Annotated in this window: 21 protein-coding genes; 11 read left to right on the top strand and 10 right to left on the bottom strand. The window is 44.5% G+C overall.

Annotated features, from left to right (window positions below):
- Positions 1-345: 345 nt before the first annotated feature.
- From RIB93_RS02080 to RIB93_RS02070, 3 genes are all read right to left on the bottom strand, one after another.
- Entirely contained in the window at positions 346-1563 is a 1218-nt protein-coding gene (locus tag RIB93_RS02080) for a TIGR03032 family protein (protein ID WP_446369831.1), read from the bottom strand.
- Between the two features lie 260 nt (positions 1564-1823).
- Positions 1824-2279, bottom strand: coding sequence for a DUF7689 domain-containing protein (locus RIB93_RS02075; RefSeq protein WP_446369829.1), 456 nt, complete (start codon positions 2277-2279; stop codon positions 1824-1826).
- Positions 2263-2619: a hypothetical protein gene (locus tag RIB93_RS02070; RefSeq protein WP_446369827.1), complete on the bottom strand. Its 357-nt coding sequence runs from the start codon at positions 2617-2619 to the stop codon at positions 2263-2265. Before RIB93_RS02070 ends, RIB93_RS02075 begins: the two co-directional genes overlap by 17 nt.
- Positions 2620-2874: 255 nt before the next feature.
- Here RIB93_RS02070 and RIB93_RS02065 point away from each other — a divergent pair, with 255 nt between their 5' ends.
- Positions 2875-4101, top strand: coding sequence for a DUF1501 domain-containing protein (locus tag RIB93_RS02065; RefSeq protein ID WP_446369825.1), 1227 nt, complete (start codon positions 2875-2877; stop codon positions 4099-4101).
- Positions 4102-4177: 76 nt separating this feature from the next.
- Here RIB93_RS02065 and petL read toward each other — a convergent pair whose 3' ends face one another.
- Positions 4178-4279, bottom strand: coding sequence for a cytochrome b6-f complex subunit PetL (gene petL, locus RIB93_RS02060; RefSeq protein ID WP_446341844.1), 102 nt, complete (start codon positions 4277-4279; stop codon positions 4178-4180).
- 86 nt (positions 4280-4365) lie between these two features.
- Here petL and aroB point away from each other — a divergent pair, with 86 nt between their 5' ends.
- A complete protein-coding gene (aroB, locus tag RIB93_RS02055) occupies positions 4366-5460 on the top strand; it encodes a 3-dehydroquinate synthase (RefSeq protein ID WP_446369823.1) in 1095 nt (364 codons plus the stop codon).
- A gap of 79 nt (positions 5461-5539) precedes the next feature.
- Here the strand turns inward: aroB and RIB93_RS02050 are convergent, their stop codons facing one another.
- Positions 5540-6106: a hypothetical protein gene (locus RIB93_RS02050; RefSeq protein WP_446369821.1), complete on the bottom strand. Its 567-nt coding sequence runs from the start codon at positions 6104-6106 to the stop codon at positions 5540-5542.
- Between the two features lie 736 nt (positions 6107-6842).
- On the opposite strand from RIB93_RS02050, the gene RIB93_RS02045 reads away from it, so the two are divergent.
- On the top strand, positions 6843-10040 hold the full coding sequence (locus RIB93_RS02045) for a PAS domain S-box protein (protein ID WP_446369819.1): 3198 nt from the start codon (positions 6843-6845) through the stop codon (positions 10038-10040).
- 159 nt (positions 10041-10199) lie between these two features.
- Here the strand turns inward: RIB93_RS02045 and recQ are convergent, their stop codons facing one another.
- From recQ to RIB93_RS02030, 3 genes are all read right to left on the bottom strand, one after another.
- A complete protein-coding gene (recQ, locus tag RIB93_RS02040; RefSeq protein ID WP_446369833.1) occupies positions 10200-12329 on the bottom strand; it encodes a DNA helicase RecQ in 2130 nt (709 codons plus the stop codon).
- Positions 12330-12428: 99 nt separating this feature from the next.
- A complete protein-coding gene (locus RIB93_RS02035) occupies positions 12429-13715 on the bottom strand; it encodes a DNA cytosine methyltransferase (RefSeq protein WP_446369817.1) in 1287 nt (428 codons plus the stop codon).
- A gap of 103 nt (positions 13716-13818) precedes the next feature.
- The gene (locus RIB93_RS02030) at positions 13819-14814 is read right to left on the bottom strand and encodes a DNA cytosine methyltransferase (protein ID WP_446369815.1); all 996 of its coding nucleotides are present in this window, start codon (positions 14812-14814) and stop codon (positions 13819-13821) included.
- A gap of 240 nt (positions 14815-15054) precedes the next feature.
- Between RIB93_RS02030 and RIB93_RS02025 the strand changes: the two genes are divergently transcribed.
- The 6 genes from RIB93_RS02025 to RIB93_RS02000 all read left to right on the top strand — a co-directional run bounded on the left by RIB93_RS02025 (position 15055) and on the right by RIB93_RS02000 (position 19348).
- Entirely contained in the window at positions 15055-16245 is a 1191-nt protein-coding gene (locus RIB93_RS02025) for an AAA family ATPase (protein WP_446369813.1), read from the top strand.
- Positions 16239-16859, top strand: coding sequence for a DUF4276 family protein (locus RIB93_RS02020; protein ID WP_446369811.1), 621 nt, complete (start codon positions 16239-16241; stop codon positions 16857-16859). Before RIB93_RS02025 ends, RIB93_RS02020 begins: the two co-directional genes overlap by 7 nt.
- Positions 16860-16934: 75 nt before the next feature.
- Positions 16935-17288, top strand: coding sequence for a DUF2442 domain-containing protein (locus tag RIB93_RS02015; protein WP_446369809.1), 354 nt, complete (start codon positions 16935-16937; stop codon positions 17286-17288).
- A 105-nt stretch (positions 17289-17393) separates the two neighbouring features.
- A complete protein-coding gene (locus RIB93_RS02010) occupies positions 17394-18518 on the top strand; it encodes a DUF262 domain-containing protein (RefSeq protein ID WP_446369807.1) in 1125 nt (374 codons plus the stop codon).
- A gap of 3 nt (positions 18519-18521) precedes the next feature.
- Positions 18522-18848: an AAA family ATPase gene (locus RIB93_RS02005; protein WP_446369805.1), complete on the top strand. Its 327-nt coding sequence runs from the start codon at positions 18522-18524 to the stop codon at positions 18846-18848.
- A 5-nt stretch (positions 18849-18853) separates the two neighbouring features.
- Positions 18854-19348, top strand: a complete 495-nt coding sequence (locus tag RIB93_RS02000) for a hypothetical protein (protein ID WP_446369803.1) — start codon at positions 18854-18856, stop codon at positions 19346-19348.
- A gap of 30 nt (positions 19349-19378) precedes the next feature.
- Here the strand turns inward: RIB93_RS02000 and RIB93_RS01995 are convergent, their stop codons facing one another.
- Both RIB93_RS01995 and RIB93_RS01990 read right to left on the bottom strand, forming a co-directional pair.
- On the bottom strand, positions 19379-19756 hold the full coding sequence (locus tag RIB93_RS01995; protein WP_446369801.1) for a hypothetical protein: 378 nt from the start codon (positions 19754-19756) through the stop codon (positions 19379-19381).
- Positions 19757-19884: 128 nt separating this feature from the next.
- A complete protein-coding gene (locus RIB93_RS01990; protein ID WP_446369799.1) occupies positions 19885-22692 on the bottom strand; it encodes a pentapeptide repeat-containing protein in 2808 nt (935 codons plus the stop codon).
- A 156-nt stretch (positions 22693-22848) separates the two neighbouring features.
- Between RIB93_RS01990 and RIB93_RS01985 the strand changes: the two genes are divergently transcribed.
- Together RIB93_RS01985 and RIB93_RS01980 are read left to right on the top strand one after the other, a co-directional pair.
- Positions 22849-23505, top strand: a complete 657-nt coding sequence (locus tag RIB93_RS01985) for a DUF1269 domain-containing protein (protein WP_446369797.1) — start codon at positions 22849-22851, stop codon at positions 23503-23505.
- Positions 23441-23782: a BON domain-containing protein gene (locus RIB93_RS01980; protein ID WP_446369795.1), complete on the top strand. Its 342-nt coding sequence runs from the start codon at positions 23441-23443 to the stop codon at positions 23780-23782. The genes RIB93_RS01985 and RIB93_RS01980 overlap by 65 nt, the downstream gene beginning before the upstream one ends.
- Positions 23783-24246 lie beyond the last annotated feature (464 nt).

The raw sequence follows: 24246 nt of genomic DNA, 5'->3' as shown, positions 1-24246 counted from the left end.
ATCTCTCTTTTAAATAGTCACAGGTAACTGACTAATTATCTCAATGTATCAACCCTCAGTAAAGTGAGTATTTATGCTTAGTGTTCTCGGAGACGTTCCTGTAACAGGTTATGTTACATTTTGAAGTGCGGAGTGTGGGTTTTAACGGGACGCGAGCTTTGAGCCGGAACTTGAGTTCACGGCTTAGTGCTGTCTCAAAGCATTGTCACAGGTTGGGTTATGAGTTCCTATAGGTCAGCCGGGAAATAAATTTCCGGCTGATAGCTAAAGTCAGCTAAAGCTGACTAGACGTTTTAACCCGTTTTAACGGGACGCGAGCTTTGAGACGGAACTTGAGTTCACGGCTTAGTGCTGCTGATTGATACCAAATCCGTGTTTTTTTCGCTTCGGCTTCCCAGACTTTTTCGGAAACGGAGAGTTAGAAAACCGAGTTAAATCTGACTCCACCTGCGGTTGAGAGGTACTCATTTCTGTTACCAACTGCTTTTGTCCATCAGGCACATCTGCCAAGGCTGCATCGGGCAAAACATAGGAGGTGGCAATCAATTTTTCATCCCAGTCAATGATCTCAGGAAACCGAATACCCGGTAAAACCTGAACAGCAAAAATTTCCTGCACCGCCTCTTCAAACTGCAAAAACGCCACAGTTTGTCCTGTCTCAATATTCACCACCCAAACCCCACAGATACGTTCCTCCAGCCGTTGAGTCAACGGAATACCACTAAATACTGCTGTCTCCCGCACTTGGGAAAGACCAATAAACGCCAAGGAACCCCAGAAATCTATACCCCTTGTAAAGCCAGGTAGCTGAGTCACTGTCTCACATTTCCCAGACGCCAAATCAACGGTTGCTAGAGAACCATTCCCTGATTCCAATACCCAGAGACGATTTTGATACCAGCGAGGTGAGTGAGGCATTGATAATCCCTGGACAATTACCTGATTTGTCTCTACATCCATCAATACGCCACCAAAAGCCTTATTTTCTCGCCAGCCTCCTCTACTATCTGTTGTTCCCAATGCGGTGACGTACTTGGGGTAATTATTCACCATACCTAAACCATTGAGATGACAACGGTCTTCTGGTGATAAGGCGCTGATAAAATCAGGTCGCCAACGGGGAACAAAGCTGTGGTCAAAATCTAGAGTACATAGACAAGAAAAACGGGTATTGATAAACCAGAGTTCTTGGTCTGCCCATGCCATTTCATGGATATCAATATCCCCAGTAATATGAGAATTGCGGGGAAGATAGCAAGCGTCGTGTTTTCCAATAGGGTCTAATTTCTGAGCGACGGCTGGTACATTGCGGAGTTCACAAACTTGGTTGGCTGTACCAATGGCAATTCTACCTCGGTCAGCGGCTAAACCCATGGGTTTTTGGAAGACGCGGAAGTGAGTATTGATATGTTCTCCATCAGCACGGAGGACGATTAACTTACCCGCTTGGTAAGTAGAAACCACTAAGGAAATCCCCAGTTGGGTGAGGATTTGGGGAAAATTCGTGGTATGGACACTCCGCATTGGGTCGTCCTGGGGTTGGTGCTGGGGAGAGTTCGTCATCTGAAGTATGCAGTCAGTCAGAACAGATCTATTGTCCCACTTGAGCCTCTACCACCGATCGCGATTTAATTTGAGTTGAGGGGTAAGGTGCGATGATGGCGGCAACGTGCGATCGCGTTACCACAAAGTTGACTACAAAGCGTGCGATCGCATCGGTAGCCGTCTCTCAAGTCTCACTTTACCCGATCTCAGAGGTCTTAATTGTATAAGAGCATTAGCCAAGCTGTTCCCTCTTCTCACACATCATCATAGAAATCACTTTACCAAAGAGGTCGCTTTAAAATTTGCCTAACAGACCCGTACATTTCACTGATTAATCCATCTAGTTCATGCTCAATATCTTCCCATCGTCCAAGTTTGCTTGTCCACTTGCCATTTGGTAATTGTCTAGCCGCATGTGTTGGTTCTCCATCAGGTGTAGCGTATAGAGCTATCTTCTGAAAACCCTCTTCCCAATCAGAACTATCGCACGGTTCATATCCCAACGTTTGATAAGCTTGGATAAAAGCCGCAATCGTTAATTCTGCGGGTACGCCATTGAGCCAATAGTAGGGATTTTCGGGTTCTACAGGATTCCACCAACGGTCATCTTCCCCTGCAGCCCAAGCAAAACAATTGTAAATTCGAGATGCTTTACTTGTGATGCGATATCCAGTGGCAAAAAGACGTGGAAATTCATCTTCCTTGTACTTTTCCAATCTACCATCTGTAACCATGTTCCTTGCCCCATTGTATCCATGCCCCTGCCATTTGCGTTAACCTACCCTGGTGTTCTGGCTCAACTGGATTAGCACCCGTAATAGATTGCAACGCCCAAAACCAATGGTCAGGTTCACGTTCGAGTTCTCGTAAAATGAGCGGAACCACTGGTTGACCCATACCAATAATTCGTTGATAAGCTGGGTGCATGACCATTTTCGTGACTAAAGACATCATTCCTGTCTCCCGCCGCCATTGTTCTCCCAGTTGTAAAAATGTTTCCTCTAAATCTGATGGCTCTAAAAGAGGATAACAGTAGGCGGCATTTCTCCTATCAACTTTGTAGATTGTTTCCATGACACTAAATAACCGGGGCTAAAATAAACATAACGATGAGGGCGGATTTTGAATACTCTCAAACCTTTATTAGACAATTGTTTTAGCGTCAATCCGCCCCGACAATGGGTATTATGCCAAAACCGATCGCCAAAAATCTCTATTGCCACAACCTTGACAAACTGACTCTTTTACCCTGTGATTAATGATATCCTTTGTGTGTGGAACAGCTAAACCGCCCCGACTTTCAATCCTCCCTCTCCGTCACTTATCCCCATGAACCGACGCAAATTTTTACAATACGCTAGCCTCTTGACTGCTGCTGGACTTACTCCGATTGGGTTGCATGGTTGGGCGGCTAGAGGAATGGCTTCCACGACTACCAACAAACGACTCATTGTCATATTCCTGCGCGGTGGTATCGATGGATTAAATGTGGTGGTTCCCTTCCAAGACCCAGACTACTACGAAGCCAGACCCAGAATTGCTATTCCCCAACCCAAAGAAAAAGGAGGAGTGCTAGATTTAGATGGTCGTTTTGGCTTGCATCCCGCCTTAGCTGACTTGATGCCGTTATGGAAACAAGGCAGTTTAGCGTTTGTCCATGCTTGCGGATCACCGGATACCACTCGCTCTCATTTTGATGCTCAAAATTATATGGAAAGTGGCACTCCTGGCGATAAAACCACATCCGATGGTTGGATGAATCGCCTGTTAGCAACTCTCCCTCAAGCTGGACCCACTCAAGCCGTCAATATCGGTTCGATGATCTCGCCTATCCTGATGGGTCAAAATTCTGTGGCTAGTCTACCACCGGGAAATAAAGCCACCCGTTCTCTGTCAGTAGACCGTTCTCAACTTAATGCAGCCTTTGAACGCCTTTACCGTGGGAATGATCCGATTCATCTAGCTTATCAGGAAGGACAACAAGCGCGAGAAATTTTGCTGGCTACCCTAGCGGCTGAAATGCGGGAAGCTGACAACGGCGCACCCCCTCCAAATCGGTTTGCTAAAGATACCCGGAATCTGGCGAGGCTAATGGTTGGAGATTCTCAGACTCAATTGGCATTTATGGCGTTAGGTGGCTGGGATACTCATATTAATCAGGGAAGTAGTCAGGGTCAGTTTGCCAATAAACTGAAATCTTTGGCACAAGGATTAGTGACTCTAGTCAAGGAATTAGGATCAGTCTATTCCGATACCGCGATCGCCATCTTATCGGAGTTCGGTCGCACGGTGAAGGAGAATGGCAATGGTGGAACCGATCACGGACATGGTAACGTGATGTGGATTTTAGGGGGTGGGATTCGTGGTGGTAAAGTCTATGGGGAATGGTCTGGTTTGAGTGAATCGGCGTTATTCCAAGGACGAGATTTAGCCGTCACCACCGATTTTCGAGACGCGATCGCATCCCTATTAGAGCAACATATACAACTTGAGGCGAATCAAGTTGCTCAGGTTTTTCCTGGCTTTACTTCTAATCATCGTTTGCCACTTTTTTGACGGATCATGGCATTTTGGTCGGTTGGGTTGAACGAAGTGAAACCCAACAATAATTTGTTGGGTCTCATCCCTCGGTTTAAATCAATTTGACCGCTTTCAGACCAAAAAATAGGGCTAGGGCGACACCCGTAGCACCACCAAGGATTAAAAAGTAGGCAATAATTCCAGATCCAGACATTTACCGTTCTCTCAAAAACGTCTTATTAGACCATTAAATCATTAAGTGGGATAAAATACAGCCCACAGTTGCTTGGGGCAAATCAGATGAAGTCAGTGATTCGGGTTGAAGTACCACCGCAGTCTTACGACATTGCGATCGCGCCAGGAAGCTTGGATGATATCGGCGTCTGGATGAGTCGGCTGAAACTGGGGAAAAAGGTTCTCCTCGTCTCCAATCCCGCCATTTTTCGCCGCTATGGGGAACGCGCGATCGCGGCGCTAAAGTTGGTCGGCTATCAGGTGTCTCACTGTACCTTACCCGCAGGCGAACGTTACAAAACCCTCAAGTCCATTCAAAAAATCCATGATGCTGCCCTCCAGAACCGCTTAGAACGGTCTTCAACGATGGTAGCATTAGGGGGAGGCGTGATTGGGGATATGACCGGGTTTGCGGCGGCTACCTGGTTACGAGGGATTAATGTCGTCCAAGTTCCCACCTCCCTGTTAGCGATGGTGGATGCCGCTATTGGCGGTAAGACAGGAGTCAACCATCCCCAAGGCAAAAATTTAATTGGCGCATTTCACCAACCCCGCTTTGTGTTAATTGATCCGCAAGTCTTACAAACCTTACCCCCACGAGAATTACGGGCGGGAATGGCAGAGGTGATTAAATATGGCGTAATTTGGGATGCTGAATTATTTACTAAATTGGAGAGTACAAAGCGTCTCGACCAACGGCGATATTTAGAGGATGAATTATTGTCCTTTATTTTATCCTGTTCCTGCCAAGCCAAAGCCGATGTTGTTAGTCAGGATGAGAAAGAAGCCGGATTAAGAGCAATTTTAAATTATGGTCACACGATTGGTCATGCGGTTGAAAGTTTAACCGGGTATAAAGTCGTTAATCATGGGGAAGCGGTGGCGATTGGCATGATGACGGCGGGTCAAATTGCTGTAGAACTTCAGATGTGGACATCTCAGGAAGCGGAACGTCAAAAGGCGTTAATTGAGAAAGCCGGATTACCGACTCAGTTACCACCGGGACTGGATATTGATGCAATTATCGATACCTTACAAACGGATAAGAAAGTGAAAGATGGCAAAGTGCGATTTATTTTGCCCACTGAAATCGGTCATGTCACAATAACTGATCAAGTTCCAGCCGATGTCATTCGCCAAGTTCTGAATAATCACTTATAAATTCCTTACTCCCCGTTCCCTATTCCCTGACGAATGACAAATGACGAATAACAAATGACCAATGACAAATGACCAATGACTAACGACGATAAAACCCTTGTTCCCTTGCCATAGAAAGCGCCATGTAAAGAATATTCTGCCGTTCAATGGCAGGAAAGCTAATCGTATAAATCATATCGTTTTGCTGCCACATCACCGTTGAGAAGGGGTAGGAGGGATTTTGCAGGGGTCCTTCAATCAAATATCCAGCCACTGTAGGGGTGAGAGTAATGCGATCGCCTAGGGTTTCATGGCGTTGGAGATCCCGCCTCGCACTCGCCGACTGCTTGGGGTTGACTGAAAAGCTACCCAGTAAGCAGGAATTCGGACTGCGATCGCAGGTAAACAGACTTACCATATAACTTGGGGGGGCTTCCGAGGGAAAAACCCGGATAATCAGTTTGTTTGGATCAATATCCAACAGATCATTCACTCGTAACTCAGTGGGTAAGCGCATGGCTAACCCCACAGGCAAATTTTTTTGGATACGTCCCATAAACGGAATAAACACGGGTGCAGGTTGGGCTTCAACCGCTACCGCCAAACTGAAGACACTGAGGAACAATGACACTCCCCAAAAACAACGTTGCCAAATTCGGTAGACCACTTCGACTCAATTTAAACTAGATGCTTAATTATTTTTAGTCTACAGCTTTCTACCGTATGGATAAGACTCACTGTCTTTAACAACGATAACGATGCTACCATACTTGATATTACCCCTCATCCCTCCACCCTAGCTGTTTTTATGAAGAAAATGTAAAGCTATCCTAAAATTGGTTAAGATCGTAACACAATGCCCCTGATCAGAAGCGGTAAACACCTCATCAGCGTGAACTTGCACGTTGCCAAAATAGGAGAAACATGGTTAACCTCTCTTCCCCGCCCCTTTCCTGGAGCGCAACCTCTCCCTTATTGCTATGTGATAAAACGTATTACATTGGTGCTAACGTACCAATTGCTAACGTACCAATTGCATAGGGGAAACTTTGTGAATTTTCTTTTCCAGCAGCACCTGCATAGCCAGGAAAGCGGGAGTCTGAATTGAGGTATAGACGTTAATTTGGGTAGCGGCAACCCTGACCAACCAGTAGGTTTAGGGACAAGCGTACTAACCTTGAGCAGACCAGGATTTTGTTGGGCTAACCCGAATAATACACTAAAGCCCTTCTTTAAACAAGAGTTTCCTAATCTGTTTAAGCTATTTACACATTGTCCTATCTTGAAGCCAGGATAAGGTTTGCTCAACCCGACAACATCGATCACACTGGAGTCATCACATCCATGGCAAGGACGTAACACTCGTGCATCTGGCTTTGACAAGGGTAAGGAGTAGTAAGTTAATGAACACGCTAGTATTGAGTAACACAACAGTCAACCTTGAGCAACTCTATCCAGATCGCCATATTGATGCGGCGGCTAAGGCAACATTTGAGGATTTAACTCGTTTAGCTGCTAGCGTTGTCCAAACTCCGATCGCACTCATCAGTCTCTGTGATACCAAAGGTCAGTGGTTGCCATCACAGGTGGGTTTAGACACCGATTCCACACCGCAATACTTAGAGTTTTGTCGCCAAATCCGCCAGGAGATAATAACAGAAAATAAGCCGTTATTAGTGGTCGAAGATACTCTAGCCGTATCTGAGTCTCAGATAACGTCACTCCCAATCCGATTTTATGCCGCCGTTCCCTTAGTCACTCCTGATGATGAAACGGTGGGTATTTTATTAGTTATCGACCGAGTTCCGCGACAGTTTACGGTGCAACAAAAGGATGCCCTAGCCGCATTAAGCCGACAGGCGATCGCGCAGTTAGAGTGGCAAAAGAAAGTAATTGACTTAGAATCCCAGGTTCATCAATGTCAACGGCTGGAAAAAGCCTTGCAAACATCCCCACAAAACCTGGTCGATATGAAAGTAGCGCTGGATCAATCGTCAATTGTCGCGATTACAGATTCTCACGGTAAGATCCGCTACGTTAACGATAATTTTTGCCAGGCTTCTCAATATTCAAGGGATGAACTTTATGGCGCTAATCATCGTTTACTCAATTCTGGCTATCACTCACCTCAGTTTTTTAAGGACTTGTGGAACACGATTTCTCAGGGCAAAATCTGGCGTGGCGATATTCAGGATCGCGCCAAAGACGGCAACCTCTATTGGGTGGATACGACGATCGTGCCGTTGGTTGATGACCAAGGTAATCCTTATGAATATATCTCTATTTGTAAGGATATCACCGAACAAAAACAAGCCAAAATTGAACTGGATCGCTTTTTTAGCCTCTCACCTGATTTAATGGCGGTGATTGGTTTCGATGGTAAGTTTAAACGCATTAATCCCGCCTTTCAAAAAACCTTAGCCTATAGCCAGGATAAACTTATCTCTCAATCATTCCTCGATTTCGTTCATCCTCATGATCACAGCGCTACATTAACCGCTTGGCAAACCCTTTTAAGCAGTCCGTCAGATATTTACTTTGAGCATCGTTACCGATGTCAAGATGGATCTTATAAATGGTTAGCTTGGAACTGTTTACCTTTAGCCGAAGCAGGTGTCATCCATGCGATCGCCCGTGATATTACCAACATTAAGCAACGAAAAGCCAGTCTGCTAGAACGATCGCGTCTGTCTACCTTAGAAGCCGATATTGGCGCTGTTCTGGTGGGACAAAATGGTAGTCTAGGTGCAAGTCTTAAACGCTGTACCGAAGCCATGATCCGCCATCTAAACGCCTTGGGTGCTGGGATTTGGACAGTGACGGGCATCACAGACGAGACGCAAATGCCCTCAGTCTTAGAATTGCAGGCGAATAGTGGTGAACAGTTACCCACACACCTATTCCCTCAACGCATCCTCACCAACCAAGGCTTAATCGCCAAAGTCGCCCAAACCCTGAAGCCAATTCATCGTCCGATCTTAACGCCGGGACATGACTTGTCCAACAAAACCTTTATCGGGATTTATCCCCTGATTGTCGAATCTCACCTAGTTGGGTTTATTGCCTTACATAGTTGCCAACCCTTCTCTAAAATCGTACAAGGAGTATTGGGATGGGTTGCTAATGCGATCGCGGTAGCCATTGACCGGATTTGGGTACGCGAAGAACTCCTCAGTCGCCGGGAAGCCTTACTGTTTCAGTTAGCTAGCCAAATTCGCAATTCCCTAGAACTCGATACGATTCTAGACATAGCCGTCACGGAAATTCGGGGATTGCTGGAGGTTGACGGCTGCCACTTTTTGTGGTTAAATTACAACTCCGATCAACCCAGTTTAAGCGTTACCCATGAAGCACGAGATCCGAATTTACCCAGTTTATTAGGCGACTGTCTTCCCCCACAACTTACCCCCTTAGCGGACATTATTCACCGATTACATCCCCTGCGAATTGATGATGTCAGCCAAACCCAAAACTTAGCATCCGAAACCCGATCGCTACTCGCAGATTGGGGAATTACCTCAGGATTAGTGTTACCGTTACAAACGAAAACTGGACAACTGGGGGCGATTATCTGTAGTCATTATCAGGGTTCGCGCCAATGGAGCGATCGCGAAGTTAAATTACTGCAAGCTGTCGTGGATCAACTCGCGATCGCGATCGAACATGCGGAATTATTTGCCGAAACCCGGGCGGCAGCGCAAGCGGCTCAAACCCAGGCAAATCAATTAGAACAAGCATTACACGAATTGCGGCAAACTCAATCCCTGTTAATTCAGACCGAGAAAATGTCTACAATCGGTCAAATGGTAGCCGGAATCGCCCACGAAATCAATAATCCGGTTAATTTCATTACCGGAAATCTGAGTCATACGACGAACTATATTGGAGACTTATTACAACTGATCGAATGTTATCAACAGTACTATCCCAATCCGCTGCCAAATATTCAAAACTTTATTGAAGATATTGAGTTGCCTTTCCTGATCGAAGACTTGCCGAAAATGCTCTCCTCAATGAGAATGGGAGCCGATCGGATTCAAGAAATCGTGATTTCCTTGCGGAATTTCTCGCGGCTCGATCAAGCCGAAATGAAGGCAGTTAATATTCATGAAGGCATTGATAGTACCTTATTGATTCTTCGCAACCGCATGAAACCTTGTGGTAATTCTCCAGGAATTACGCTGATCAAAGAATACGGGGAATTGCCTGCGGTTGCCTGTTATGCGGGTCAACTGAATCAAGTTTTCATGAATATTATTAGCAATGCCATTGACGCTTTCGATGGTGTAATCAAAGCCGGAGCAAGTGCAACAGAAAAGAGCCAATTAAACCTTGAACCAAGGATTTGGATTAGCACCGAGGTTGTAGACAAGAATCAAGCCGTGATTCGGATTCGCGATAATGGACCTGGAATGAGCGAAACCGTGCGCGATCGTTTATTTGATCCCTTCTTTACCACAAAACCAGTGGGTAAGGGAACAGGGTTAGGGTTGTCAATTAGTCACCAGATTGTTGTCGAAAAACATGGCGGTATTCTCAAATGTTATTCTGAACCGGGACAAGGAACAGAATTCTGGATTCAGATCCCGATCACTCATTGATGTGAACCCTATCCTGTCCAAAAGGGAAGCAGGGGAAGCAGGGTTGTAGGGGCGGGTTTCACTATTATCGTTTATGAAAGCACCTGGATGTGACTAAACCCGCCCTTCTAGGGGAGCAGGGGAAGTAGGGGAAGCAGGGGTAAACATAAGCATCAATCGTCAACTCTTCTCGCGAATCCACCACGATCGCACAAGTCGAATTTCACCATAACTATAATCCTCTCCCAACTGTTCCCGCAGGCTTCTCAGGGAGTTTGTCCCAACATTCTGAATCGCTTGCAAGATGGGTTTTTGTCGTTCGGCTGCTACTAATCGGTTTAAATCTATAGGCTGATTCTTCTCAATTAGCTCACTTAAGTGAGTAAGAATGGTGCTAGGAGCATAACCCCGTTTTTCCGCAATTTCCTCTATACTTAATCCTTGCTGATACAGTTGTAAGGTTACCATTTGGCTATTTGAAGGCAGAGGAACGGGTAACTTTTGCCCCTGACAAAACTCTCGAACTTCCGACACAAACCTCTCGCCGTACTGCGTCAACTTGTGAGCCGTTACCCCCGATATTTGGGCAAACTCCTCCAGGGTTTTAGGTTTCATTTGTGCCATTAACTTAAGGCTAGAATCAGCGAAAATCACATAAGGAGGAATCGCTTGAGTATCCGCGATTTGTTTACGTAGCTTTCGCAATCTCTCAAACAGCAATTCAATTTCCGCCGTCCTCGGATTAACATTGGATATAGCTTTTGCTACAGGGGTTTGAGTAATCGCAATATGCACCGAACGTTGTTTGCGAAGCACTTCCCAACTGCGTTTATTCAGCTTCAGTACTCGATACCCATCCGTCGTTTCATCCATTAATCCTTGATGCAGGAGCGATCGCGCCAGCATTTTCCAAGCGTCAGCGCTTTTATCCCTGCCAATTCCATAGGTTGAGAGGAGGTGATGTCCATTTTGTTCCACCTTCTTTTTCCGGGAACCCCGCAGCACGTCGATAATATGAATCATGCCAAACCGTTCCCGACAACGCGCCACACAGGACAAAAACTTTTGCGCTTCAATTGTCCAATCTTCAACGGGTTTAGGATGACAACAATTATCGCAGTTATCGCAATTTCCCTTAAACCGTTCACCGAAATATCTCAATAAAATTGTGCGGCGACAATCGGTTCCTTCCGCGTAGTCACGAATTTGCTGTAACTGTTGACGGGCAACGCGCTGTTCTCTCGGATCAGGTTTTTGATCAATCAGATAATCCAGTCTAGGCACATCACCGGGACTATAAAAGAGTGTACAATAGGCAGGTTCTCCATCTCGTCCTGCCCGTCCCGATTCTTGATAATACCCTTCTAAATTTCGGGGTAAGTCGTAGTGAATCACAAAGCGGACATCGAGCTTATTAATCCCCATGCCAAAGGCAATAGTTGCCACAATCACTTGCACGTCATCGCGAATAAAACGATTTTGATTACTGGATCGGTCAGTATCACTCATCCCCGCATGATAAGGCAAGGCTGAGATGCCATCTTTTTGTAGTCTAAATGCTACTTCTTCAACACTGCGACGACTGAGACAATAGATAATTCCCGATCCTTTATAGGATTGAACTTTTTTGAAGAGTTGGTTATAGCTTTGGCGCTGTTTGGGTTGAATTTCGTAGTAAAGGTTGGGGCGATTAAAACTGGCAATATGGATACTCGGTTGACGGAGTGTGAGTTGTTGGACAATATCCTGCTGCACCCGCTTGGTGGCTGTAGCGGTAAGCGCCAGCATGGGAATATCAGGATACCGTTGGCGTAACTGTTTAATTTGCCGATATTCTGGGCGGAAATCATGTCCCCAGGCTGAGACACAATGCGCCTCATCAACCGCAAACGCCGAAATTCCCACCTGCGATCGCACTTGTTCTAAAAAGGGCGCAAATCGCTCTGCCAGCAAGCGTTCTGGGGCAACGTACAGCAGTTTAATCTTACCGTTGAGGATTGCCATTTCCCGCGATCGCACCGCATCCCAACTCAAGGTACTATTAAGAAATGTCGCCCCAATGCCGTTATCCACTAAGGCATCCACCTGATCTTGCATCAGCGCAATTAACGGCGACACCACCACCGTTAACCCTGGTTTAAGTAAAGCCGGGAGTTGGAAACACAGCGACTTACCACCCCCCGTGGGCATAATAATCAGCAAGTCACGGTTCTGAAGCGCTTCTTCAACGATTTGCTGCTGTCCTGGGCGGAAGGTAGTATATCCGAAAAACTGTTTTAGGGCGTCCCCCAAGGATTGCAACTGATACATAATGGATGCTGTGGGCGCTTTTGACTCAATCATTTTGACCTCTCCTTGGTATTTTATACCACCCATCGCATATTCTCACGCCCTACCCATTCACTTCACTCAAATCCGCCTGTCCCAATTAGGCAGTAAAAGCATTAGCAGTTCCCTGTTCCCTGTTCCCTGTTCCCTAATCTCAACCGTTAACTTTAATTGTGTCCACCCACTTAACTCAAGTTGCTTTTGACTTGGCTGTTCGTAATGCCAGTCGGTTGTTGACAAAAAGTCTAGAATACTGTGAGCAATAGCCTTGGATGCTAAGTAAGGAACACCATTACCAATTGTTTTAAACATATTTGTCAGTGACATTTTATCGGGAAGGACAAAGGTTTTAGGTAAAGATTGCACAGCAAGCGCTTCAGCAACAGATAAGCGACGCGCTTTATAAGGATGTAAGTGGACTTCGTTATTTCCGTAACAAGCCGTAGGAGAGTAACGCCATCGGTGAAGACGTTTGTATGACTTTCTGGAATCATCTCCCTCCGCCACAGAAAGAAATCGCTTGAGACCAGCTCTTGGTTTAAAATGGTGTTTAGCATTCGGATGGTTAAGGACTTCGTTTTGCCTAAACCAATATTCAACCGTTAGTTCCTGAATAATCTGATTAGAGCAAGGTAGATGCGAATTTTCCTGAAATGGATCAGTCGCAGCCCAAGGACAAGAAAAAACGGTCTGCTTCGGATATAAAATATATGTCGTCCAGGGAAAAAAAACTTCAGGTATAAATTTGGCACTTGGCTCAACGGGGAGTTCTATATCTCTAATTAAACTCTGACGAAATCCCAGCAGGATAATTCTCTCCCTATCTTGAGGAACGCCGTATTCTATGGCATTGATCAGACGCTCTGTTAAGAGATAGCCGGATTGATTGAGCTTTTCTTTGAGCTGTTCAAAAAAAATGCGGTGTTTTTTCGTTTTCCACAATCCTTTAACATTCTCAAATAAAAATAAATCCGGTTGATGTTGGCAAATTAATTCAACATAAGCAGCAGAAAGCTTCCCATTATCGCCGTCCTTACCTCGATTTTTTCCTCCAACTGAGAAATCTGGACAGGGAGGTCCGCCAAGAAAACCGACAATATCTGTAGATTTCCGAGCATCCTGGATTAAATACCAGAGACGTAGGGCTTGTTCCCCTTCTGTAAGTTGCTCAATGTTTCCATTGTCGGCATAATGGTATCCATATTCGGGTAGTGGCAGATTCAGAACTTGTCTAGAGTAACGGTAAGCCTCCATATAGGAAGGATTAATTTCATTGACATACACGATATCAAAACCACTGGCTTCAAAGCCTAAATCGAGAAATCCGGTTCCAGCAAAGAAAGAGAATAGTTTAGGGCGAATACTCATTGATAAATTCTAAAGTATAGAAAAATTATACCACTTTAGATAATAAATAATCAGGTAATTAGGTGAGGGCGCAAGCCTTGCGCCCCTACAGTTGGATGTACTATTAAATCTTGAGAACCACTACATTTTTTTGTAAATATACTTTTACAGAACAGGCTAAAGCTTTTGCCAAAATGGGAGGAACAGCATTGCCAATTTGGTTACATTGGCTTTCTTCAGTACCCTTGAATTCAAACCAATCCGGAAAACTTTGCAAACGGGCTCCTTCACGAACTGTTAACCGTCGTCTACGTCCATCGGGTAAACGGATACGCAGCATATCGCCTGTAGGAGCGCTTAAATTGCGGCAAGTAACGGTTCTCGACGGGGTATCAAGGTGTAAATCTCTGGGTCTAACGCACTTAGAGGCTCTCTCGTATTTTTTGATATATTCATCCATGCTAGGAGTGAGAAACTTAGCGTTTGGGGGTACAATCAGGGCGAATTCTCCCAGGGCTTCACCAACGGTATACGGTGAATTATTATGGGTTTTGGGATGCCATTTCCATCCGCCTCGGTGAGCTACACAAAACAGACGTTCTCTTCGCTGAGGAACACCATAATGTGCCGCGTTGAGGATATCCCATTCAACGATATAGTTTAGATCTCTGAGAGCGCTGGTAATTTCTTCAAAGTAGGTTTTATTGCGAAATAGCATTCCCCGCACGTTTTCAAATAAAGCAAGCTGAGGGCGATAGGATTTAACCGAATCAAGAAATATAGGGAAACCATCGCGACTGTCTTTGAGTCCCCGTTGATGTCCACCAACGCTAAAGGGTTGACAGGGTGGACCACCAATGATCACATCGGCTCCATCGACTAAATCGGGTTGGCGTGTTAGCGTGGTCTGATAGCAGAAACCATGCAAATTGTGCTGATAAGTGGCGCAGGCGTCTGCTAATTTTTCATAACCGATGGTTCTAAATCCTGCGGCTTCAAAACCGAGTGCTAGTCCCCCACAGCCAGCAAACAGATCAATCACCAAAGGTGTTGTCCAATCGATGGGGGGAAGTTGAAGTTCTTGAGAGAGGAAATCAAGGTAGGGGAGTTTGTTTTGCATTCTCCTATTTTAGGACGCGATCGCACGCTTATCTTGTCCATCCCTTAACCTTGAATTGATAGGTTAGTCTTTAGACGCAGCATAGACATATCTACGACGACTGGTTTAGGTTTAGATAAGACAACATTCACAGCAGTGATAACAAAAAGCAAGAGAAGCCGCAGAAGTTGCCAATGCTGTTGAACCTAGGGCGGAGTCGGCGTATTATGACAGGGAATAAATAAAAGCTAAAGTAAAGAAATGGAAGGTAAACGGTTTATTCGCACGATGCGATTGCAAAACTTGCTCTCCTACGGAGATGAGAATGAAGAAATCGAACTCCAACCCCTTAATGTGCTGATTGGTGCTAATACATCGGGCAAGTCAAACTTAATTGAAGCCATTGGACTTCTGAAGGCAACTCCCACAGATTTAACTGCCCCAATTCGTAAAGGGGGAGGTGTCAGTGATCTGCTTTGGAAAGGTCAAAAGGAAATTACAACAGCTAAAATTGAGGTAACTATAGACTACCCAGAAGGACTGATGCCGCTGCGCTATCGCATGGGTTTAACTGTAGTTGGTCAAAAACCAGAATTGGTCGATGAAGCGGTGGAGAATGAACGATCATACCCTGGTGAAGATGATGTCTATTTTTATTATCGCTATCAACAAGGTCGTCCAGTTTTAAACATTAAAACGGCAGTTGAAGGACAAAGAAGCCAACGTTCGCTGCATCGAGACAATCTGATTCTCGATCAGTCTGTTTTATCTCAGAGGAAAGATCCAGATCAATATCCAGAACTCACCTATCTAGGCAATCAATTTTCCCAGATTAGTCTATATCGTGACTGGCATGTCGGACGAAATTCAGAACCGAGATTGCCACAGAAAGCTGACTTGCCGGAACACCCTTTGCTAGAAGATGGGAGTAACCTGGGACTTGTTTTGAACAACTTACAGTACCAAGTAGGAAGTCGAGCAATTATCGATAAACTCAAGACGTTTTACGAAGAAGTAGAAGAACTATCCGTCAAGATTTATGGCGGTACTGTTCAGATATTTATTCGCGAGGAGGGTTTAATTCAGCCAATCCCTGCAACTCGTTTATCTGATGGTACACTTCGCTATCTATTTTTACTGGCTTTACTTCTTGACCCAACCCCACCGCCACTGATATGTATTGAAGAACCAGAGATTGGTTTACATCCAGATATGATGTCTACTATCGCTGATTTGTTAGTCGAAGCGTCTGAACGAACTCAGTTAATTGTTACAACCCATTCAGAGGCTTTAGTTTCCTCTCTTCCTCCTGAATCAGTTTTGGTGTGTGAGCGAGATAATCGAGGAACTCATCTACGCCGTCTTAACCCGGAGCGGCTGAAAAAGTGGTTAGAAAATTATTCTTTAGGTGAACTCTGGAGCATGGGTGAGATTGGGGGAACGCGATGGTAAAAGAAATTCGTATTTACATAGAAGGGGGTGGAGATGATCGGGATACAAAAAGGCAAATGCGGCAAGGATTTAGCGGGTTTCTGAAAGACCTAGTGCAGATAGCGCGGAGCAAGCGAATTAAATGGGATATTATTGTCTGTGGTTCTCGTAATAATGCTTTTAGCTCTTTCAAAAATGCTTTGGAAGATTATCCCGATGCTTTCAATGTCCTACTGGTTGACTCAGAGGGAACAGTAAAACAACGACCTTGGGCGCATTTGAAATTTAGGGATAATTGGGATTCACCTAGCGTTGATGATACTCATTGCTATTTAATGGTTCAAGCAATGGAGGCTTGGTTTATTGCCGATATTGATGCCCTAAAAAAATTCTATGGAAAAGGATTTAGAGAAAATTCAATCCCTAGAAATAAAAATGTCGAGAAGATTGATAAGGATTCGTTAGAGCCAAGTTTAAAGCAAGCTACTCGCCATACATCCAAGGGTGAATACCAAAAGATACAACACGCTTCAAAGCTTTTAGGATTATTGGATGTTGCCCAGGTACGTAAAGCCGCGCCGAATTGCGATCGCTTCTTTACCACTCTTGCCCAAATTATGGGAGAGACTATCTGAAAATGCAGACTGTCAAAGCGTTGGAAATCGTAACCGAATATCAAATAGAACGACTCAAAACATGGGAGGAGATTCATGGTTAATTCAGGTTGGGATGAGACAAGGCTAAAAGACGCGATCGCAAAAGCAAGAGAAGCCGCAGACATTGCCAACGTTGTTGAACCTAGGGCGAAGTCGGCGTATTATGACCAGAGTCGCGATCGCGTAATTATCAATTTGAAGAGTGGGGCGACGTATAGCTTTCCCCCAGCATTAGCGCAAGGGTTAGCCGATGCTTCTCCAGAGGATTTGGCTGAGGTTGAAGTGACGCCATCAGGGGATGGGTTGCACTGGGAAAAGCTGGATGCAGATTTTAGTGTTCCGGCGCTTTTGGCTGGTGTGTTTGGCACGGCGGCGTGGATGGCTCAGGTTAAGATGAAGGTAAGTTAGGGTGCGATCGCATTCTTGTCCTGTTCATGCATTCTGGTTGATATGAGTGTATTCTCCTAAAATAGTTAAGAGTTGACAAGTAAGCTCACCAGGCGTAAGAGAAAAATGGATAGCGTAGCACAAGAGAACGACGTAATTGTTACTGATCAGGATACTGCCGAAGAAGATAGCGGCGATAGTGGTGGATTGTATCCCTATGACCCAACTAAAGCCGATATCGACATTAGAGAAGATCCTCAGACAGTTTTCGAGTTAATGAGAAAATATGACAATGGTAAGCTTATTATCGATCCGGATTTTCAGCGCAATCCTAGAGTTTGGAAGTTAGAGCAAAAAAGCAAATTTATTGAGTCTGTCATTCTCAATTTTCCACTTCCGCCTTGGTATGTAAATCAAACAGAAGAGGGCAAGTACATTGTTGTGGATGGACTACAACGTACTACAACTTTACATGATTTTGTTAATAATACATTTAAGTTAAGTGGTTTAGAAGCTTTACCTAAATTAAATGGTTCTAATTTCACTGACTTAAAAGAATTACCAGGTGACTATCAAACAAGGATTGAAGACAAAAAGCTTAATTTGTATATCATAAAGCCCTCCGTTCCCGTTAAAGTTGTTTATGATATTTTCAACAGAATTAACACGGGGGGAACAAACCTTAGTCGTCAAGAAGTGAGAAACTGTATTTTTTCAGGTAAATCAACAAACTTGCTTAAAGAGTTATCAGAACAAGAATATTTCAGGAAAGCCATTGACAAGGGAATTTCACCCGAAAGGATGAAAGATAGAGAAATTATTTTGCGCTATTTAGCTTTTAGAATTTTTGACTATGCAAAAGATTATCAAGGTGATTTGGGTGATTTTGTAGAAAAGGCAATGAAAAAGATAAATCTGATGTCAGATGAAGAAATAAAAGCGTTGAAAAAGGATTTTGAGCGAGTAATGAAGTTGACTTTTAATTTCTTTGGAAATAAAAATTTTCGTTTGCCTACAGGTGCAGATCAGAGAAGGACAAGAATAAACATTGCAATTTTTGAATCTGTATCTTATTTTTTCTCTATAAATAATGATGAGTTTTTAGAAAAACACAAAGAGGCGATTAAAAGTAATTTTATTAAATTACTAGAAAATCAAGATTATCTCGATTCTATAAAATCTGCCACGAGCGGTAAAGCCAAGGTGTATAATAGGTTTAAGCTAGCTCAAGAAATTTTAGGAGACGTATAAAAAATGCTCAAAAAAATAATCATAAAAAATTTTAAATGCTTTAGGGAAGAAACAGAATTTCCTTTGGGGCAGTTAACTTTACTGACAGGGATTAATGGACGTGGTAAATCAACCATGCTCCAATCCTTACTCTTAATGAGACAATCCATCGAACACAATGATAATGCTGCCCAACTTGTATTAAATGGTAGTTGTGTACACTTAGGTAGTTTTAATGAAATTAGAAACAGTAACATAAAGAATGGCGTAAAGAACAAGTCCATTCTCTCGATGATTATTTTGATTACTTTACACCTCAATCCTATCGAGATGTCACAAACACTTCATTAGCAGAAGTGGCTGAAAGGCAATTTCAAAACAACCACATAACTTATTTAGTGATTAATTTCACCAAGTCTAGCTTTATAATTGCTCATCCTGACATTAATAAATGTTGTTTAATTTCTATAATCAAAAACAATGATGAAACTCAATCCATTGATTTAGATAGTCTTGACAATCAAGCATCTCTTGAGAATTGGCTAGAGAAAAAACTAAAATTAAGCAAAATAGAATATGATGAATTTTCTACTGTTCCTCCTCAGGATGAGCAAACTATATTACGAGATGCTCAAAAATTCAAAAAAACTAAAATTAGGTATGATGAGAGAGTGGTTTATTGCGAAATCTCTACAGGTAAATATTGGTACGTCGATAATTTACACTACGGCAAAGCCGCTCATTTAGAAGTTTTCGACAAAACTGGGCATCGACACCTTGGAGAAGCTGATTTACAAGGGGAAATTGATGAATCAAAATCTGACAGTGATAAGACTCTTAGGATATCATAGTTATACTTTTTTGGCTACGAGTAACACAGACTAAAATCTGTCGTATGGTTCTGGTTCAACATCGGGAACTTTATGTAAAACCTGTTGAAATTTGTCCCAACGTCCCTGTTTGGCTTTTTCTTCGATATAGTCTTTCCTTATCCAAGCGGATAAAGCAATAGTCACCAATTGTGCAACAGAAATATTTTCCCGCTTGGCTAAAGCGGCAACTTGTTGATACAAAGCATCTGGAATGTTAGCGGTAAAATTCATGATTAAATTTCTCTCATTCCTATCATGTATTTTATAACTGATACCTTTAACCAGGGCGGGTTTACCTGCGTGAACTCCAAACGCCGTAACCGTTATAGTTAAACCCGCCCCTACCATACCCTTACTTTTCACGGGATCTGGAAAACCTCTCTCCAAACCTCTCTCCTTCTCTTGAGAAGGCTTTGAATTCTCCCCCTTCCGTCGCAGGGAAGGGGGCTGGGGGGTTAGGTTTGATATCGATCTTATCTTTCTAGATGGCGTGAAAAGCCAGCTACCATACCTTGTCATAGTTCACGCCAATTGGTATGACAAATACTGCCATCTGGCATCCTCGCCCCCTCGAAATTCACCTCACTCAAATCCGCCTTCTCCAAATTCGCCCCCGTCAAATCCGCCTCCCTTAAATCCGCCCCACTCAAACTCGCCCCCATCAACGTCGCCCCAACTAACTCCGCCCCCCTTAAATCCGCATTCCCCAACTTTGCCCAACTCAAATCCGCCCCCCTTAACCGCGCCTGCTTCAAAGTTGCCCCCACTAGCTTCGCCTTGCGTAAACTCGCCTCACTCAAGTCAGCCTCACTCAAATCCGCAATCACCAACTTTGCCCCATCTAGCTGCGCCTGCTGTAAATTTGCCCCCCGCAGTATCGCGCCAATTAAATTAGCATTCCGCAAATCCACCCCCGCTAACTGCGCCCCCGCTAACTCCGCATTCTGGAAATTTCTCCCGCCACTCTGATAGCGCGATCGCATTTCCCCAACATCGGTTACACTAATCTCTCGCTGGGGCGGATGGCGAAAGGTAAATGTAAACGTATCCCCACTCTGCATCACCCGCCACATTTCCTCATACAGGGGATAAGAACCCACCCCACTCAACTTTACCCACCCTTTTGCCCGCGTTAATGCCACAAATAACTGATTTCTCAATTGCAGATTACTCTCATCTTTTGCCACATTATCTAACCCCACCACATACACCATATCCGCCTCATTTCCCTTCGCCCGATGGATACGAGACACGGTTACGCCACCCTCACACCAAAACTTATTTGGATCACGGGTATCTTTATCAATGTGCAGCAGATTACAATCCATGGCACTGGGAAGATAAATATCAATTCCCTGGGACATCAAAAACTCTGCCACTGCTGTTTCCAGTCGCATTGCTTCCAACCCTAACCCTAAAACAATCACCAGTATCTCGCGACTCGGTTTAAGTCCGTCATAGCGAAGATTGTAGATAATATTATCGGCTAATGCGGTTAATTCTTCCTGGCGCGATCGATAGGCGATAAACTCAAATAAAGAACCCTGCCAAAGTTTTGAGACTAGATTCGGTGAATGTTCTGATGGGCGTCTCACGGTAATTTGTTGACCAGGGCGAAACGTTCCCGTGACTTCATAGCCAATCGCTTGCCAATCCTCAATTCGGGTAATTCCAGTTAACATTCCTCCCCGTCGTAATAATCCCATGCCGATTCCATGGGCGGCGGTAATAATTTCCCCAGGGGTACGATAACATCGATACATGGTTTCACTTTTTCTAATTCCTCCCCCATATTGTCCGGTAACTAAATGCCCTAAGTCTTCCCCAAACAACTCACTGGCATTAGGAATATTCAAGCTTTCTAAACTTTGTGCTTCATCATACGCCCAAATTAACCGCCGTTGTTCCGGTTGGGTGGGATCAACGGGGCGTAATGCCTGATATGCTATCCAGTAAAACGGCTGTTTTCCCTCAAAATTCAAGGGGTCATCGACGATTAAATCTTGACCTTCATCAATTAAAATTACATCGTATAATTTTGGAATCGCTGTCTCTTGTAAAAGATTGAGGCAAACTTCAGCTAATGCCTGATGCGGTTGCTTGGTTTCTATATCGTTAACGGTAAGTGCTTTTACTCCCGTTTGTCGGCAAAGGGTACTATAAAATCCCGGTTGTTTTCTCCCTCCCCAAGCGTGGAGAACTTTTAATTTCCGATTTCGTTTGGCGTCGTATCTGATTTCGCCACTACTAAAGCGACGCAACCATTTATCCAGTTGGCTAATAATCCCGTGATATAGGCTGCGACTGAAGAAAACCAGGGCAATATCCCAGTCGGGATGCTTGAGGTGAATGTGGGCAGCTTTTTGACAGAGTAAGACGGTTTTCCCGGAACCCGCTATCCCCCGAATCCGTTGGGGACCTGGGGGAATGGATTTGGCGATTTGTTCTTGGGCTAAATCAAATTCAGATAGGTGTTGGCGTACCTGTGCCAGAATACTACCACGGGTTTGTTGAGGTGTACCATTAATGGTTTTTGGGATGGCATTTCTGTCTCCTTTCAGGTGTTGTTTTTTCCGGAAAACAGGTGTGCCACTAATCACCGCTTGTAGCAATTTCCACTGCTGGTTATTCAGAGGTGTTCCTTTGATAATTGGAGCGGTTTGCTGAATCCGTTTGACTAGAAAACCTAACCCCCCAGCCCCCTTCCCTGCAAGGGAAGGGGGAGCCGGAAGCCCCTCCAACGAAAAATGTATTCCGTTTCCCTCCCCTCGTAGGGGAGGGTTAGGGAGGGGTCTCTTAGGGGTCTGATCTCTCGTCAATTGAACAACAGCTTCATTCCCGGAAACGATATTATCTTGAAAGATAATTGGCGGACAGCTAGGGAGTTGATAGAAGCCGCTTTGATACCATTCAGTTTCAGTAATTAAGGGAAGACAAATTAACGCCCGCCCGGTGACTTTACGGCGTAATATCGGTTCGCGATCGCAATACCCCAATAGTGAGAATAATTGATTTTCTGCTTGTTGGTAAGGATTACTGCTAGTAGTGTAATAGTTTTGGAACTCCCACCGATGACCCGTAATCGCCAGAATTTGGTCAATCGTGACAGATTTAATCTCAATCACGATTAAACCCAGTTGGGCGTCCACAATCAGAATATCCGGTTCCTTGCGAGACTTACCCACCTTGGAAAATATAGGATAACGCCAATACCCGATACAGGTGCGATCGCGAAATGCTTTCTGAACGGCGTCCCAGGTTTTTTGTTCACCGCCTTCACCTCCTTTACCGAGCGGTTCGGTGGTAATAAATTTATTCGTCATTCGTCATTCGTCATTTGTCATTTGTCCTTCTTTCTATGGATAGAGACTAAAGTTACACCTATTGATTGAGGAAACACTATCCGATAAACGATAAGATTTACTTATAAATTAAGTTGGACAGACTAATTTATCTCTAGCGTGTAAAAGGAGAGAACAATGACTTTACATCAACACAAACGTGCGATCGGTATTTTTACCAACCGAGACGCGGTGACGCAAGCACTACAGGAACTCCACCTGGCTAATTTTCCCCTGGATCAGGTTACCGTGATTGCCAGAGAATTAGAAGAGGAGTCGCTTCACGATCCGGATAGGAAGACTCGCAAGGGTAATCAAACGGGTAAACAGGCGGCTAATGGCGCTGTTGTCGGTGGTGCAATTGGATTGGTAACAGGCGTACTCGTCGGGGTTGGTGCAGCAGCGATTCCTCTGATTGGTCCAATCATGTTAGCCGATGCTTTGGGAACTGCTGTCGCCACAACCTTAGCCGGGACAGGAATTGGTGCAGTTGGTGGTGGACTTTTGGGCGCACTGATTGGATTAGGGATTCCCAAAAAACAGGCTAAAGCATATCAGGAACGATTTTTACGGGGTGATTTTTTGGTCATTGTTGAAGGTACGGATGAGCAAATTCGTCAGGCAATTTCTCTACTTAAAGATGGAGGAATCGAAGAGTTGGGAATTTACAATGCGCCAGAGATGGATGGGATAAATACAGATTTCCCATTTGCGGCTGTTGATGAGCCTCATGCTCAGATGGCTAGATCAACGGTTTATCGAGAACCCCATCCGCAGAGCGCAAGCCAATTCTGACATTCGGGCGCGGGAGCAACGATACAATGTGTTTAGGGAGGGAGAAGAACGCTCTAATCGCAATGTCCAAAGTGAAGTGCGGAGTAAGTTAGAGGTTAACCTACCAACCTCTCAACTAGCGATTCAGGCTAATCAGGGAATCGTTACGGTAACCGGATACGTACAAACGCAAGATAATCTGGAACGGATTGAACCTTTGGCGAGGGAAATTAAAGGGGTTCGGGATGTCAATGTCCAGGCTGAAGTGGGACCCAAGTTACCGCCTTATAAGGGTTAAATTTTCTATGTTTGAACGCAGGAAATGGCGGAAAGTTTCCTTCATCATGGGGTGATATGGGTTAAAACTTACCACAGACTCGGCATCCTAGTGCAAGAAGGCAGAAATAACTGAACAGCTAATATCTCCCCCAGCTTCATCGTATCTACGAAGCTGCTCAAGTATTTCCGCAGCACTGCACTAGGGGGAATCCATGAAGCATTGGTGTTATAAAACTTGGTATGACTAGCGCTCAAAGTTTAGATCCCCCTAAATCCCCCTTAAAAAGGGGGACTTTGATTAATTTTTTGTTGCCTCGGATAGAAAAAAGCGAAGCATCCTTTGGTCTCCCCCTTTTGAAGGGGGACGGAAGGGGGATCTAAAAGGGGGACGGAAGGGGGATCTAAAAGGGGGACGGAAGGGGGATCAAAAAGGGGGACGGAAGGGGGATCAAAAAGGGGGACGGAAGGGGGATCTAATAGGAG

The organism is Coleofasciculus sp. D1-CHI-01 (assembly GCF_040218875.1).
Classification (GTDB): domain Bacteria; phylum Cyanobacteriota; class Cyanobacteriia; order Cyanobacteriales; family Coleofasciculaceae; genus Coleofasciculus.
This window is presented reverse-complemented; position numbering and strand designations above follow the sequence as displayed.

Excerpts from the sequence above, each read along its gene's own strand:
- RIB93_RS02080 (WP_446369831.1), bottom strand. The coding sequence starts at position 1,563 with ATGACGAACTCTCCCCAGCACCAACCCCAGGACGACCCAATGCGGAGT.
- RIB93_RS02075 (WP_446369829.1), bottom strand. The coding sequence starts at position 2,279 with ATGGTTACAGATGGTAGATTGGAAAAGTACAAGGAAGATGAATTTCCA.
- RIB93_RS02070 (WP_446369827.1), bottom strand. The coding sequence starts at position 2,619 with ATGGAAACAATCTACAAAGTTGATAGGAGAAATGCCGCCTACTGTTAT.
- RIB93_RS02065 (WP_446369825.1), top strand. The coding sequence starts at position 2,875 with ATGAACCGACGCAAATTTTTACAATACGCTAGCCTCTTGACTGCTGCT.
- petL (WP_446341844.1), bottom strand. The coding sequence starts at position 4,279 with ATGTCTGGATCTGGAATTATTGCCTACTTTTTAATCCTTGGTGGTGCT.
- aroB (WP_446369823.1), top strand. The coding sequence starts at position 4,366 with ATGAAGTCAGTGATTCGGGTTGAAGTACCACCGCAGTCTTACGACATT.
- RIB93_RS02045 (WP_446369819.1), top strand. The coding sequence starts at position 6,843 with ATGAACACGCTAGTATTGAGTAACACAACAGTCAACCTTGAGCAACTC.
- recQ (WP_446369833.1), bottom strand. The coding sequence starts at position 12,329 with ATGTATCAGTTGCAATCCTTGGGGGACGCCCTAAAACAGTTTTTCGGA.
- RIB93_RS02035 (WP_446369817.1), bottom strand. The coding sequence starts at position 13,715 with ATGAGTATTCGCCCTAAACTATTCTCTTTCTTTGCTGGAACCGGATTT.
- RIB93_RS02030 (WP_446369815.1), bottom strand. The coding sequence starts at position 14,814 with ATGCAAAACAAACTCCCCTACCTTGATTTCCTCTCTCAAGAACTTCAA.
- RIB93_RS02025 (WP_446369813.1), top strand. The coding sequence starts at position 15,055 with ATGGAAGGTAAACGGTTTATTCGCACGATGCGATTGCAAAACTTGCTC.
- RIB93_RS02020 (WP_446369811.1), top strand. The coding sequence starts at position 16,239 with ATGGTAAAAGAAATTCGTATTTACATAGAAGGGGGTGGAGATGATCGG.
- RIB93_RS02015 (WP_446369809.1), top strand. The coding sequence starts at position 16,935 with ATGGTTAATTCAGGTTGGGATGAGACAAGGCTAAAAGACGCGATCGCA.
- RIB93_RS02010 (WP_446369807.1), top strand. The coding sequence starts at position 17,394 with ATGGATAGCGTAGCACAAGAGAACGACGTAATTGTTACTGATCAGGAT.
- RIB93_RS02005 (WP_446369805.1), top strand. The coding sequence starts at position 18,522 with ATGCTCAAAAAAATAATCATAAAAAATTTTAAATGCTTTAGGGAAGAA.
- RIB93_RS01990 (WP_446369799.1), bottom strand. The coding sequence starts at position 22,692 with ATGACGAATAAATTTATTACCACCGAACCGCTCGGTAAAGGAGGTGAA.
- RIB93_RS01985 (WP_446369797.1), top strand. The coding sequence starts at position 22,849 with ATGACTTTACATCAACACAAACGTGCGATCGGTATTTTTACCAACCGA.
- RIB93_RS01980 (WP_446369795.1), top strand. The coding sequence starts at position 23,441 with ATGCTCAGATGGCTAGATCAACGGTTTATCGAGAACCCCATCCGCAGA.